General features: G+C 37.5%; 12 protein-coding genes. 10 read left to right on the plus strand and 2 right to left on the minus strand.

What is annotated here, in order from left to right; all coding sequences use genetic code 11:
• The first annotated feature begins 164 nt into the window (after positions 1-164).
• Positions 165-371, plus strand: coding sequence for a hypothetical protein (locus BLS33_RS17040; protein WP_089892296.1), 207 nt, complete (start codon positions 165-167; stop codon positions 369-371).
• 78 nt (positions 372-449) lie between these two features.
• Complete coding sequence (locus BLS33_RS24895) at positions 450-608, plus strand: hypothetical protein (protein ID WP_176801420.1); 159 nt, start codon at positions 450-452, stop codon at positions 606-608.
• 469 nt (positions 609-1,077) lie between these two features.
• Here BLS33_RS24895 and BLS33_RS17045 read toward each other — a convergent pair whose 3' ends face one another.
• Both BLS33_RS17045 and BLS33_RS17050 read right to left on the minus strand, forming a co-directional pair.
• Entirely contained in the window at positions 1,078-1,767 is a 690-nt protein-coding gene (locus BLS33_RS17045) for an HAD family hydrolase (protein WP_089892299.1), read from the minus strand.
• 29 nt (positions 1,768-1,796) lie between these two features.
• Positions 1,797-2,828: a GntR family transcriptional regulator gene (locus tag BLS33_RS17050; protein WP_089892302.1), complete on the minus strand. Its 1,032-nt coding sequence runs from the start codon at positions 2,826-2,828 to the stop codon at positions 1,797-1,799.
• A 601-nt stretch (positions 2,829-3,429) separates the two neighbouring features.
• On the opposite strand from BLS33_RS17050, the gene BLS33_RS17055 reads away from it, so the two are divergent.
• The 8 genes from BLS33_RS17055 to BLS33_RS17090 form a co-directional block, all read left to right on the plus strand.
• The gene (locus tag BLS33_RS17055) at positions 3,430-6,447 is read left to right on the plus strand and encodes a SusC/RagA family TonB-linked outer membrane protein (protein ID WP_089892305.1); all 3,018 of its coding nucleotides are present in this window, start codon (positions 3,430-3,432) and stop codon (positions 6,445-6,447) included.
• A gap of 25 nt (positions 6,448-6,472) precedes the next feature.
• Positions 6,473-7,903 (plus strand): RagB/SusD family nutrient uptake outer membrane protein, encoded by a 1,431-nt coding sequence (locus BLS33_RS17060; RefSeq protein ID WP_089892309.1) that lies wholly within the window; start codon positions 6,473-6,475, stop codon positions 7,901-7,903.
• Positions 7,904-7,982: 79 nt separating this feature from the next.
• The gene (locus BLS33_RS17065; protein ID WP_089892312.1) at positions 7,983-9,407 is read left to right on the plus strand and encodes a glycoside hydrolase family protein; all 1,425 of its coding nucleotides are present in this window, start codon (positions 7,983-7,985) and stop codon (positions 9,405-9,407) included.
• A 40-nt stretch (positions 9,408-9,447) separates the two neighbouring features.
• A complete protein-coding gene (locus BLS33_RS17070; RefSeq protein ID WP_089892315.1) occupies positions 9,448-10,698 on the plus strand; it encodes an MFS transporter in 1,251 nt (416 codons plus the stop codon).
• A gap of 64 nt (positions 10,699-10,762) precedes the next feature.
• Positions 10,763-11,539 carry an SDR family NAD(P)-dependent oxidoreductase gene (locus tag BLS33_RS17075; RefSeq protein WP_143017636.1) on the plus strand — a complete coding sequence of 259 codons (777 nt, stop codon included), beginning with the start codon at positions 10,763-10,765 and terminating at the stop codon, positions 11,537-11,539.
• A gap of 120 nt (positions 11,540-11,659) precedes the next feature.
• Positions 11,660-12,832 carry a galactonate dehydratase gene (gene dgoD / locus BLS33_RS17080; RefSeq protein WP_089892321.1) on the plus strand — a complete coding sequence of 391 codons (1,173 nt, stop codon included), beginning with the start codon at positions 11,660-11,662 and terminating at the stop codon, positions 12,830-12,832.
• Between the two features lie 528 nt (positions 12,833-13,360).
• Positions 13,361-13,510 (plus strand): hypothetical protein, encoded by a 150-nt coding sequence (locus BLS33_RS24900; protein ID WP_176801421.1) that lies wholly within the window; start codon positions 13,361-13,363, stop codon positions 13,508-13,510.
• A gap of 619 nt (positions 13,511-14,129) precedes the next feature.
• The coding region (locus BLS33_RS17090) for a hypothetical protein (RefSeq protein WP_143017637.1) at positions 14,130-14,317 on the plus strand (188 nt) is incomplete at its 3' end.

The raw sequence follows: 14,317 nt of genomic DNA on the forward strand, positions 1-14,317 counted from the left end.
TCAGGAAAGCCTGTGCAGGTTGCTCTGTTGCGCGCAGTTACCTAGATGATTTGGGAGCCAGTGGCATAAAAAAATGAGATTATCGGATTCCTGAAAACCAAGACGATTTAACCTGGAATATCACTATCAGAAATAATATTATTGCGGGGAATATTTGAGCTCAGTTGCAGGGTACCAGTGTTGAGGAACAATTTTCAATTAGTTTCGCCGACAATACTGTATGGTTCAATTGCGGAACCCTTTTAAGCAGCCAGTGGAACGAATTCAACATACCCACCGATAAGAATTACTATTGGGATACAAGAACCAAAGATATGCGCTTTGGTAAACTTGCGTTCAAAGAATGGCAGGCAAGCGGGAAAGATCGCTAATCGATAATAGCCAATCCTGGTTTTGTTGACCCACAAAACTTTGATTTTAGACCTGAAAACAAAACCGTTACGAGAAAGATGCGATTTAAGCCTTTTGATTTTTCAGGAGCTGGTGTTAATGGATCAGATGATTGGAAGGAATTGGCAAAATTCGATCCGGAATTGTCCCATGAATTTGATGATATGGATAAAATAATAGAACAGCGCACCAATTGGATAAGTAAATATCATCAATGATTAATTAAGTAAGAAATGCTCCTTCACTTTTTAATTTGTATTCAGGAATATTCGAAGAAGGGTTTGCAGCTTATCGTTGACAGGATGTTACGATTAGAAATACTAAAATTTTCATTATACAAATATCAATAGGAAAAAAGTGCTTTATAATGAATGCAAAGACTATGGTCAGTTTCCGTTTTCCAAGGAAGCAGTACCAAATCGGTAACGCTAATAGACTTCTAGCATACAGAATAATCTCAAGAAACCCGAATAATTTATTTTTTTAGGTAAGAATTTTTCTCACTGGAAATCTTGGTCATGACAGTTGGTCAAATGCCAAGACAAAAGACGTTAGGGAGTAGTTGCCTTGATTTGGTATACTTAGAGTGACGAATCATCCTTTTGCTTAAAAGCGATTATCTTGTTCGTATTTTAATTACCTCATATAGTGAATTTTAAATTGCTCTTGAAAAGTTTGATATCTGGTCTAATCAATTCTAAAAATCGGATGATTAGGCAATTGGTCCAAAGTACTGATTTTTTCACCTTTAAAGTCAGTTGACGCATTGTTATGCCTGTCAAGCCAAATCGACTGCATCCCCGCATTTAAGCTGCCCAAATAGTCCAGATTATAAGAGTTCCCTATATAGATGCATTCTCCAATTGTTCTATTTGCCTGTTTCGCCGCGTGGTAAAAAATTCTCTCATCAGGCTTTGAGTAACCGACCTTGTCCGATATACAAATTTGGTCAAAGTATTGATGAAGATTATTATTATTTATTTTAAATAGTTGATCAGGATAAGTTCCATTTGATAATATTCCCATACTAAAATGGGATAATCTTTGCAAAACCCGAACGGTATCATCAAAATTTAAACAGGAAGTAAGGAAATATTTATGATATTTTATATAAATATTTTTAGCGGATGAGTCGTCCAGGTTCTTAGCAAAATACTTCCAAAATTCCTGCACCCTGGCAATTCTTTGTTGTTCAAGGGTTATTTCCCCCTTAAAATAATTGTCAAGGTAGTGGTTCATGATGTCAATCCAAATTTGGCTAGTATTTTCAGGGAGACTTTCTGCCAAGAAATATTCTTTAAATATTACTTCTATCGCTGACCTATGTGCGCTTTCACTATCGACCAAGGTGTCGTCAAGATCAAAAAAAATATACATTATTGAAACTTTTTAGAGTGAATTTATAATCAGAAACTATTACGTCTAACCAAACGAAAATCGCATTTGATTTTTGAAAACGATTTGCCGAGGATCATTTGGGCCGCAAGCTTACCCATTTGTTCAAAGTCGGTAGAAAGGACGGTAAGACCATTGAGGATAATTTCGTTGATTGGTGATTCGTTATAGGAAATAATTCCTATTTCGCTGCCAATGCTATACCCTCTCGATTTTGCAGCTTCAACCAATTCAATTAATTCGCTATCCAATTGTCCGTTTAATATAAGAAAGGCTTCATTCTTATTTATTTTAGATGGATTTACCTCGTTGTGGATTTCATAGGTGATGTCATAATCGGCGCAAAATTTCTTTATTCCAGTGTGTAGATATGGGGCATATAAACTACCCGACATTGATATTACATTTAATTTTTGATATTTTTTTAGCACAGTTAGCCCCTGATGAAGTCCATTATAAATGTCCTGTTGGTAATCTTGGTAGACCGCACCAAAATTCCCAGACAATTTTGGTAAGAGGGTATCTAAAAGGATCAATTTTCTGTTAGGGATTCTTTTTAGAGTATTTAGAGCTCTTTTTTGAATATCCGGCACTAAGGGGAAATGAGAGGTGATAACATAATAGTCAAAATGGTCCAAACTATCTTCCAAAAAATCTTCGAAAGTACTAATATCTTGGTTGTGTAGTCGAATGGTTATTTCGGCATAGACTCCCAATGTATCGGAAAAGGCATTGTACATGGCCTGTTTGTAGCTACCCAATCTGTCCAAAATAAGTAATATCCTCATTTTATGATTACCAACAAAAGAAATATAGTATCCCTTTCCCTGCGTGGATTCAAGAAACATTTTTTCCCGTAAAATGGAATAAGCTTTTTTAACGGTTTCCTTAGAGATATGTAGTTCGAAGGATAAGTCATTTAAAGAGGGTACGTAATCACCCTTTTTATAAATCCCATTTTCTATTAAATATTGAATATTCTTTACCAATTGTTTGTAAATCGGCTCTTTCGAATTTACGTCTATTTCGATTTTGCTTTTCATCTTAAAAAGAAATGAATTAAAAAGGGACTTTTTTCTGCGGATGTTATCCTTTAAAAAAAGTGCATGGTAATCTTTATAAGTAGGTTACAAGAGTATAATAATACCGCACTACACCACACTTTACTTGTTGTAAACATACGTTTAGATGGATGAAAATCCAACAAATTTCCTAAAGTATTAAAAAAGTGGGATATGAAAGTTTAAGTTGTTCGCAGTATGAGATTTTGCGTACCGTTGAAATAAGGCATCCGACTCAAAGCCATGGTATTCGATTTTTAATACGATTCAGAATAGAACCGTGCATGGCTCCTACCACATCTATTTTACACAGTTTAAAAAGCAATTTCTTATTCAGCCAAAAAAACAAGAATAGGGCGGGAAGACATAGAAATTAGGAACCGAAACTGGTGAGTTCCAATACTGATTGAGGAAAATTTACGAATATCGAATAATCACAGCTGCATTTTTGGGAATATGAGCGCAAATATCAAAAATAATTTTGAGATTGAAATATTTTACATATGTTTGCTGTAGTACCACACTACACCACACCTAAATAATTAAATTACTTACTTAGTGCTAACTAAAATTTAAAACAAGTATGAAGAACTCTAATGAATTTAAAGTCCAGAAATACCTTTTTGCTTGGTTGCGAAACGTACTTCCTATTTTGATATTTACATTTCTCTGTACGAGCGTAACGGGCCAAGACACCATGGTTTCGGGTTCTGTGACTGATGAAAGTGGAACACCATTGCCTGGCGCCAATATTGTGGAAAAGGGAACCACAAATGGCGTGACAGCTGATTTTGATGGTAATTTCTCAATCAATGCATCCAACGATAAAGCTACCCTGATTGTTTCTTACATCGGGTTTACTACCAAAGAAATAGCCGTGAACGGCCAATCGTTTTTAAGTTTAATCTTGTCGGAAAGTGCTGCTGGGCTTGACGAGGTTGTTGTGATTGGCTATGGAAGTATAAAGAAAAAAGATCTCACAGGGTCTGTGGCTTCAATACGTAGTGAAGATATCAATTCTGTTCCTACTGGTCCTTTGGCAAGGTCCATTCAGGGACGTGCATCTGGGGTTCAGGTGCAACAGAACTCAGGAGCTCCTGGGTCTGGAATGCAAATTCGAATTCGTGGTACGAACTCCATAAGTGGCAGTAATGAACCACTATGGATAATTGATGGATTCCCTGGTGATCAGAATGCTATCAATGCAAATGATATTGAAAGTATGGAAATTTTAAAAGATGCTTCTGCTACTGCAATATATGGTTCTAGAGGGGCGAATGGAGTTATAATAATTACTACTAAAAGTGGTAAAACAGGCAAAACAAAAGTCTCGTATGAGAGCAGTTTTGGACTGCAAAAAGTGAGAAACAAATTAGATTTATTAAATCCTCAAGAATACATGCGATTTGTTAATATACAGCAGGTTAATGATTTGGGTGAGGCATTTTTTACTGAAGAGCAAATTAATATTGCAGGAACTGGAACTGATTGGCAAGATTCATTTTATAATCTTGCACCAGTAAAAAATAAAACTATTTCAGTTAGCGGTGGTAGCGATAAAACCAAATTCACTCTCAGCTACGGGCGTTTTGATCAAGAAGGAACAATTGGTAATAACAAATTTCTTAGGAATACCCTTAGGGCTAAGATAAATCATGACATAAGTGATAAATTAAGTGTACAGCTAAATACGAGCTATAGTGAAACTAAAAATGAAAATGAATATGCATCGGCTGGTTTTAGGGGGAATTCTGTAATCAGTGCCATCTTTGGAGCTCCACCCACACTGAGTCCGTATGATGAGAACGGTGAATATCGTGAGTTAAGGTATTCATATCCTTTTATGAGTGATGGACTACTAAATCCTGAGGCATATATCCAAGAAGTATCTAGTATTTCGCAAACTCGAAATAATACAATCAATTTGGGTGTCGATTATAAGCCAATTAAGCAACTTTCGATTAACCTATCGGGAAATTATATTAATGTCGATGGACGTTCTGATTCGTATAGGACATTGAATTATCCCGGTTCACAGGGAAATGGTGGAATAGGAATATCCAATGTTAAAACAATTGCAAGTAATAATATTGTTACTTACACCAACACTTTAGACTCTTCGCATACGTTTTCGGTAACAGGCGGGGTAACCTATGAAGAATCCTTATCAACTGGAGTTGGAATTTCTGGATCAGGATTTCTGAGTGATGCCACTGAGAATTATGCGATTGGCGCTGCCAATGTTGTTGGTGTGCCAAGTTCTAGCTATACTAAATGGCAATTGTTATCCTATTTAGGCAGACTCAATTATTCATTTGATAATAAGTATTATGTAACGGCTAGTTTTCGTTCAGACGGTTCGTCTAGATATAGTGAAGGAAATAAATGGGGTTATTTTCCTTCGGCAGCAGTGGCGTATCGAATTTCAGAAGAAAATTTTATGAAAAATTTGCCCTTTATAAGTAACCTCAAATTGAGGGCAGGTTATGGAGAAACTGGCAGCACGGCCATTGCACCATATACAACGCTAAATATGTTATTTACCGGCAAAGCGATTTTCGGAGATAGCGATTTTACTACATATGAGCCCACTGATCGTTTACCAAATTCGCTTAGATGGGAATCTACCCAACAGACTAATGTTGGGATGGATATCTCGTTATTTGACGGAAAAATTGACTTAGTTGCTGATTATTATATAAAAAATACAAAAGATTTATTGAACAGTGTTCAATTACCAAGGTCTCTTGGGTATTCATACACCATTCAAAACATTGGTGAAGTACAAAACAAAGGTTTGGAGTTTCAACTGGATGCTGAAATTTTAGACCGTGAACTAAAATGGAATATTTCTTCTAATATTTCTTTTAATGAAAATAAAGTTGTCGAATTGTATGATGATCAAGATATTTTAGCCCCTGGTTTGAATATTACGGTAATCATTGATTATCTTAATTTGATAAGAGAGGGGCAGCCAATGAATGTTTTTTATGGATATCAAAGTGATGGATATGATGAAAATGGCAATTATAAGTATATAGACATTGACCAAAGCGGAGATATAACTTCAGACGACAGAACTTATATTGGTAATCCAAATCCTGATTTCGTATATGGATTTAGTTCAAATCTTTCATGGAAAAATTTTGACTTTGATTTCTTTTTGCAGGGTTCTCATGGTAATGATATTTATGCTTTAGGTATGGCTGCCCAGACCATTGATTTTGGAATGGGGTTGAACACTTTAAAAGATGTGCTTTATGATCATTGGACACCAGAAAATACCAATGCACAATATCCAAAAATAAGTACCGCTACAACACCAAAAATTTCGGACTCGTATGTTTTTGATGGTTCTTATTTAAGACTTAAAAACATACAGTTGGGCTATAATATTCCGGTAGAGAAATTGGGAATACCATTATTGCAAAGGGGTAAGGTATATATTAGCGGACAAAATTTATTGACAATTACCAAATACCCATGGCAAGACCCTGAAATTAATAGTTTCGGAGGTGCTAGTTCTCTTAGACAGGGTATAGACCACTATTCTTACCCAGTAGCAAAAACATTTACATTTGGGTTTAAACTCGATTTTTAAATAAAAAAAGCAAATACGTAATATTATGAAAAATATATATTTAGCTATAGTTATTTTATGCCTTTGTATTTCTTGCGAGGATGTCTTAGAAGAAGTGCCAAAAGCAATTGCAGCAGAGACTTTTTATAAAACCGAAGCGGAATTCGAATCGGCCCTCTTTGGTGCATATAGACAATTGGCACGAAGTCCATTCCATCGGAATTACTTATTGATAAATTTATCACAGGTAGATTATGGTGTTGGCAGGGGGTCTTATTCGTCAACAAGTAATTTCCAGGGTCTGGATCCAACCAATATTGGCAGAACCAATTCTATGTGGTCTGCGTTTTATCTTTCCATAAGGGATGTCAACCTTGTTATCAGAGAAGGAAGTGAACCAGATGTCATAGTCGAGGCAAATATATTAGACCCGTTAATTGCCGAGGCAAAATTTATGAGGGCATTTAATTACTTTCAATTGGTCTTGAACTGGGGAGGAGTTCCTTTGAGGACTGAGGATAATATATCGGACCCAGATGTGCCACGAAGTTCAATAGAGGATGTTTATGCCAAAGTAGTGGAAGATTTAGAATATGCAGAACAGAATTTACCGGATAATCAGAGTATGACAGGTCGCCCGACTAAAATGACGGCTAAAACTCTATTGGCCGATGTATACTTGAACATGGGTAGTTGGCAAAATTCAAGAGATAAAGCGTTGGAGGTAATAAATTCTAATAAATACCAACTCGTCAATGTTTCTGAACCAGATGATTTTTATGAAATTTTTGGTTCTAATATAATATCCACATCTGAGGAGATATTTTATATGAAGTATAACCCTTTGAGTCCAAATTCCTTTGTAGTTATGCTTCATAAAGATAACCGTGATTATTATTATGGCAATGGAGCATATGCGGCATACGTTCCTGATAGCACTGAAAACAAAACTATTGCCGAATGGGATCTTAATGATTTACGTAGAAAATTCAATTTATATAATTGGGATATTGGTGTTGGCTCTAAAACTCTTCTTTATAAAAAGTTTACTGATCCAGATCAGGGTCTAAGTTGTGATTATCCAATTTATCGTTATGCCGACCTACTTTTGATTTATGCGGAAGCTGATTGTAGAGCAAATAGTGGACCTACAGTTGATGGTATGGAAAAATTAAATATGATACATAGACGCGGCTATGGACAGGATCCAAATGTATCCTCTCCTGAAGATTTTAATTTCGCAGATTATACCGAAGAATCCTTTATAGATTTAGTCTTGCAAGAACGTCTTTACGAATTATTTTCAGAACACAAACGCTTTTACGATTTAAAGAGAACCGGGAGGTTAAAAAGCACAATTAAAGATGTAAAAGGAATTGACTTCGCAGACAAACAATTTCTTTGGCCAATTCCAAACACTGAATACGAATATAATAAAGCTATTGATGAAGTCGCTGATCAAAACCCGGGGTATTGACCAATGATGACGTTCCGGCAGAATACGCGAAGAGTCCATGACATAGGTAGATAACATACAAATTAACAACTTTTATAAGATGAAAAAAAAGATATTTTTAAATGCGCTGGCAGTTTTGTTCTTGACCGCGAATATCTGTATGGCACAGTATGAATGCACCAATTGGAAGAATATAAAAGCCGCAGCGCCAGAATTGGAACAAGTGGGATTAATGGCTACTAAAACCGCTACGGAAATAGAATCTTCCCCTTGGTCGATTGGTTGTGAAACCATGGATAGGGATTACACCATTTTTAATAATTACAAAGATTATGTTGGTGAATTGGGAGCTAAGTCAGCCCGACTTCAAGGTGGTTGGGCGAAATGTGAAAAGGAAAAGGGAGTTTATAGTTTTAATTGGTTAGATGAGCATGTGTATGGACTTGAAGAACAAGGAGTGAAGCCATGGATTTCTTTATCATATGGAAATCCCTTGTACAAATCTGATCCCAATCTAGGTTCAAGGATTTTTTCATCAGAGGAAACTTTGGATGCATGGTGTGCTTGGGTGGCGGCAACAGTAAGCCGATATAAGGGAACAGTGAATGAATGGGAAGTCTGGAACGAGCCAAACTATGGGAATAAGGGAGGGGAAACCTATGCTAAATTACTTATGCGAACTATTCAAACCATAAAAGAAATACAACCGGATGCCGTCATAATAGGTTTTGCGTTATCTGGCACACCTTTAGACTTTACAAGGGAGGTATTCGATATTTTGAAGACTAACAATATGGTTGATAAGGTTGACTATCTAACATATCATCCTTATGCTTACAACCCGGATGATTCTTACGTTCAAGTGGCCAAATTAAAATCTCTAGCGGAATCTTACAATCCGAAAATTAAACTCTTTCAAGGTGAAAATGCGGCACCTTCGGATAATCATTATGTTTATCATGCACTTAAAGATTATCCTTGGACTGAAATTAGTCAGGCAAAATGGTATATGCGTCGAATGGCCGGTGATCGTGTTAGGGATATTAGAACTAGTGTTTTTGGCATTATAGACATGAAATATACCGAGGTGCTATTATCAATGGGACTGCTTCGGTCAAATTTAAAACAAGAGGTTTTGTACAAAAAACCTGCATTTTATGCAGTACAGCATATGATGACTTTTTTTGATAATTCTGTTATTCCTATAGGAGAGTCGAAATTTGAATCTTCCTCGGTCAGAGAAATGACTGTAGCCGGTTTCAAAAAGAACAACACTCCTGTGGCACTTGTTTGGTATAAAGATGAAATTCCTTCCGATGAATTGAAATGGGATGTTAAAGACATTACAATCCATAATATGAATTTTAAAGATCCCGTTTATGCCGACATGCTATCGGGGAAAATTTATGAATTAAAAGGTGATTGGAAAAATGAAGGCAAGAATGCCAAATTTGAAAAATTACCAGTTTGGGATAGCGTCATGATGATTGCAGAACGTTCTGAAATAACATTTAAGGCTGAATAATTAAAACGCTAAACTCCCAGAGTTAAATTCGTCCAATTTCATGAAATCACTTTACAAAGGTTATAAATGGGAAGTATTGGCCCTACTTTGGGTTGCATTTCTCTTGAATCAAGCTGATCGTCAGGTCTTTAATGTCGTACTTCCCTTAATTAAGGCCGATTTGGACCTGACGGATGTACAAGTGGGTACTATTGCCACTGTGTTTAATTTAGTATATGCGGCCTTAGTGCCTTTGGCTGGTTATGCTGGGGATGTTTTCAGTCGAAAATGGATAGTCACCATTAGTATTGTTTTTTGGAGCGTTGCAACAATGTTCACTGGTTTAGGGAATTCTATGTTAATGTTAATTATCATGAGAAGTATTGCCACAGGGGGTGGTGAAGCTTTCTTCGGGCCCGCAAACTATAGCTTGTTGGCCCAATACCATAAGGGCACCAGATCATTGGCAATGTCTCTGCATCAAACCTCATATTATATCGGGATAATATTATCGGGTTATGTTGCCGGATATTTAGGCGAACGTTTTGGATGGAGGTATGCATTTTATGTGTTCGGGGCAATTGGCGTTATTCATGGGTTGGTCCTCGCCATTCGATTAAAGGATAAAAAGAAAGATTTTGAAGAATCTGAAGACAAGAACCGGGTGCATTTTTGGGAAGGAGCAAAGATTATTTTCCGAACACCGACAGCTTTGATACTTACCATAGGTTTTAGCGGTCTTATATTTGTATTAGTGGGGTATCTTACCTGGACTCCTACCTATTTATATGAAAATTTTGGAATGAACCTTTCTAGTGCTGGGTTTCATTCTATGTTCTATACACACTTATTTGCCTTTATAGGAATCATTTTTGCGGGGAAATACTCAGATATATTGGCAAAGAAAAAGCCTGCATCGCGTATGTTAGTACAAGGTATTGGTTTGTTGATAGCTGCTCCTTTTATTGTTTTAATGGGAAATTCTAATGCATTGTGGTTGGTTTATATTGGATTTGCGGGATTCGGCTTTGGGAGAGCTTTTTTCGATGCCAATACCTATGCGGTACTTTATGATGTTGTCCCGGAGAAATATCATTCCTCTGCGTCGGGAATTATGTTGATGATCGGCTTTTCTGTAGGTTCCTTATCCCCCGTTATATTAGGTTATTTTAAGCCAATAATCGGTCTCTCCATGGGAATTTCATTGTTAGCGGTCGTTTGGGTGCTATGCGGTGTATTATTTATTGTGGGCTCTAAATTTTATTTTATGAAAGACTATAGAAAAAATCACGCTGGAATATTTAAGGAATAAGATAAATACTTCTTCTAAATTGAAACATCAAAAACAAAATACCTACGATAATAAAACTTTGAATATGAGATTTAAGGATAAGGTAGTGTTGGTAACAGGTGCCACTAGAAACACTGGAGTAAGTATTGCAGCCCTTTTTATAAGAGAGGGCGCAAAAGTATGCATTAACGGATGTACTGAAAAAGGTTTGCAAAAAGGTGCTTCCGAATTAAATAGAGCAGGGCTAAAAAATTTCGACCAATTCATTGGAGATATTTCCGACATAGTACAAGTTGAAAAAATGTTCCAGCTAATAAAAGAGAAATACGGAAGACTTGACATATTAGTAAACAATGCTGCTAATCAAGGAGTTGGAATGAAATTCGACACGATGAAGCCCGATGACTTCTTACAAGTTTTAAAAGTAAATTTATTGGGTACCTTCCAGGTCTCACAACAAGCGGTCAGAATAATGGTGGAACAAAAATCGAAGGGGACTATTATCAATTTGGGCTCCAATGTTTCTAAACGTGCCATTCATGACCGTATCGCTTATGTGACTAGTAAGGGCGGGATTGATGCCCTTACGAAGGCAATGGCTACAGATTTGGGATCTAAGGGTATTCGGGTGAATATGGTTGCCCCGGGCTACATTTATACGGATCGCTGGGATGAACTTTCCCCAGAGGTAAAAAAACGGCGTAGAAGCAATATTCCTTTGGGGAGTGAAGCGTCCGGTGAAGATATTTCTCAAGCCGTGGCTTTTTTGGCATCGGATGCGGCCAAAAATATAACTGGAGAAAGATTGGTTGTAGACGGGGGGTGTTCAGCCCAGCATTTACCGCTCGATATTGATTTGTAAATAGAGGCACATGCAAATAAAACCTTTTGCAATAGGCTTTGTCATGAACGCAGAACAAAAGATAATTCGCTTGAACTAGTACCAGGAATAGAAATATGTATTTAAACTAAATATAAAAACATGAAAATAACTGCCATAAAAACGTTCATCTGCCATGCCTATCGGACCAATTGGGTGTTTGTAAAAGTGTTTACCAATATAGATGGTCTTTATGGTGTGGGTGAGGCTACTTTGGAATACAAGGAGCATACGGTTGCCCAAGCCTGCCATGAACTAGAAAGTGAGTTGATTGGAAAAGACCCGCATCGAATCGAGGAATTTTGGCATCGGGCGTACCGTAATGCCTACTGGCGCGGTGGGGCTGTGCTTATGAGTGCACTATCTTCGATTGAAATGGCCCTTTGGGATATCAAGGGAAAAGACTTGGGAGTGCCAGTATACCAGCTTTTAGGAGGGAAGGTTCGGGAGTCTGTTCCCTGTTACGCCAATGGTTGGTTTGCCCCGGCTAAGACTCCTCAGGAGTTCGCAGAGAAGGCAAAAATGGCGGTTAAAAATGGTTTTAAAGCATTGAAATGGGATCCATTCGGGTCTGCCTATTTACAGATTGGCCGCAAAGAGTTGAGCCAGGCCATTGAATGTATCGGAGCCGTCTATGAAGCCGTAAAGAATGAGGCGGACATTATTATAGAGGCCCATGGAAGATTTGATATTCCAACGGCAGTTCGAATAGGGAATGTTTTATCCGATTTTGATATTCTATGGTATGAAGAACCGATCCCGCCTCAGAACCTTGAAGGTTTGGCCGAAGTAAAACGCAGGATTAACGTTCCGGTTTCCGCTGGGGAGCGATTGTACAATAGATGGGAGTTTCGAAGTCTGTTAGAACTCCAGGCAGCAGACTACATTCAACCCGATGTTAGTCACGCCGGGGGAATCATGGAATTGAAAAAGATTGCAGCCATGGCCGAAGCATATCATATTCCTTTTTGTCCCCACAATCCCAGCGGTCCCGTAGCCAATGCGGCAACATTGCAATTAGCGGGGTGTGTGCCGAATTTCTATTTATTAGAAACAATGAGCAGTGACGTGCCTTGGCGATCTGAAATTAGTTCTGAAAATGTGCAGTTCGAGAAAGGTAAAATGGTAATTCCTGATGTACCGGGCCTTGGTGTTGATATTAATGAAAAGGAAATTGCGAAATACCCTTTTGAGAGGAAGGAATTAAGGCACTATAAAGGAAGTCTGACAGATATCAGACCGAACAATGCTAAATCATATTTCAAGGATAACTAAGATTTTTATTGTCACTATATGATATAGTATTTATGTAATACAAAGTTTTTGAGTTAGTTGAGTTAGTTAAGGAAAGCACGGGAAACCGTGCTTTTCTTTTGAGTTTCCAAATACTCCACCTTTAAAAGGTATTGAGACGGATGGGGCGCTGAAGATATTCTTGCTCAAATATTTTGACCTTATTTATCTTCTCTTCCATTATTTTTAATGGTCATTAATGCTCTCGACAGGGTACCCCCCCCCCCCCTTTTTTTTGTACTGTAAGAATAGGCACGGGTATGATTATACTGTTACCTATTATTCCCAAATTGTAGTAAAAACCGAGTTCGGTCCACACCAATCGAGATTGTATATGCTAAGGTTTTTCCATTTCTCAAGTGTTTGGTAATACATGTATAATTAGTCAGCGTAAATACAAACCAAATTTTTATTGTATCAATATCACTTAAAGTAAATGGTAGGGCCTAAGGAATCGAAGCAGAGAATGATATTCTTCTATTATGGGCACTTCGTGATTATGTCGGACTAATGGAGACCTACTTTATTGATAATGGCATCGACTATACCAGATTAGGTGAACTTGCCCTGGTCAACGCTTTGTGCAGGGCCACAGGGAAACGCCTCTATCATCAACCCTATATTGTTGAATTGGAAGGAAGGGGAATAAACTTGGGATAATAATTAAGTCAATTCTAGAATTAGTATTACCTATGGACGCAGTTTTTCGTTGCTCTAATTAAAGGATTATTTTCTACTTTTAACAGTTCGGTTTTAAGGGGAGCTTACATTTTTAACGCAATAAATGCGCATATATACATATTCATATATGCAAATATATTTTTGGCCGAGTTTATTTAAATATATGCCCCAAGCTCCTGCGGAAGTCATGCAATCCTTCCACTGCGATCCTTCCCATTCGGACACGCTTCGCCGGTCCGAATGCTATGTCTTTCCATTGCAGTTTTGCACGACCCCCTAGGTGCCGCGCAAAAGAACAAGCGGCGAAAAGACCGCTTGCACTTTTCTCTCCCTGACCACAAAAAAACTGGGAAATTTCCATATTTCCCTAATTTTTTCAACACCATATCAGGCCGGATAAATTTCGTATCTGTACCCATATAATTCGATATGGTCCGATATGATATTACGACATAAAATATTGATTATGAGATTATTATAATTCAATTTGATTGTATATATTTATCCACGAAGGTGGATAGCAAGTGATGTTTCGCGCATCGCAAAACCGCCTACTTCTGACGAAGTGAAACCGATTAAAATCGAGTAAAAATAGGCAATGAACAAAGGCGGCAGAAAACGATTGGGGGACAAGAAAAGGATGCATGCCATAACGCTCCGGTTCAATGGTACGGAACTGGAAAAGGTGAAGACCATCCTGCAATCCTATAACCTTGATTTCAAGAAAAGGGGAACGGTCGGCCCTTTCCTAAGAAAGCTTATCCTGGACAGGGAAACGATAATGGA

The organism is Kriegella aquimaris (assembly GCF_900103215.1).
Lineage (GTDB): Bacteria > Bacteroidota > Bacteroidia > Flavobacteriales > Flavobacteriaceae > Kriegella > Kriegella aquimaris.

Excerpts from the sequence above, each read along its gene's own strand:
- BLS33_RS17045 (WP_089892299.1), bottom strand. The coding sequence starts at position 1,767 with ATGTATATTTTTTTTGATCTTGACGACACCTTGGTCGATAGTGAAAGC.
- BLS33_RS17065 (WP_089892312.1), top strand. The coding sequence starts at position 7,983 with ATGAAAAAAAAGATATTTTTAAATGCGCTGGCAGTTTTGTTCTTGACC.
- BLS33_RS17050 (WP_089892302.1), bottom strand. The coding sequence starts at position 2,828 with ATGAAAAGCAAAATCGAAATAGACGTAAATTCGAAAGAGCCGATTTAC.
- dgoD (WP_089892321.1), top strand. The coding sequence starts at position 11,660 with ATGAAAATAACTGCCATAAAAACGTTCATCTGCCATGCCTATCGGACC.
- BLS33_RS17060 (WP_089892309.1), top strand. The coding sequence starts at position 6,473 with ATGAAAAATATATATTTAGCTATAGTTATTTTATGCCTTTGTATTTCT.
- BLS33_RS17075 (WP_143017636.1), top strand. The coding sequence starts at position 10,763 with ATGAGATTTAAGGATAAGGTAGTGTTGGTAACAGGTGCCACTAGAAAC.
- BLS33_RS24900 (WP_176801421.1), top strand. The coding sequence starts at position 13,361 with ATGGAGACCTACTTTATTGATAATGGCATCGACTATACCAGATTAGGT.
- BLS33_RS24895 (WP_176801420.1), top strand. The coding sequence starts at position 450 with ATGCGATTTAAGCCTTTTGATTTTTCAGGAGCTGGTGTTAATGGATCA.
- BLS33_RS17055 (WP_089892305.1), top strand. The coding sequence starts at position 3,430 with ATGAAGAACTCTAATGAATTTAAAGTCCAGAAATACCTTTTTGCTTGG.
- BLS33_RS17070 (WP_089892315.1), top strand. The coding sequence starts at position 9,448 with ATGAAATCACTTTACAAAGGTTATAAATGGGAAGTATTGGCCCTACTT.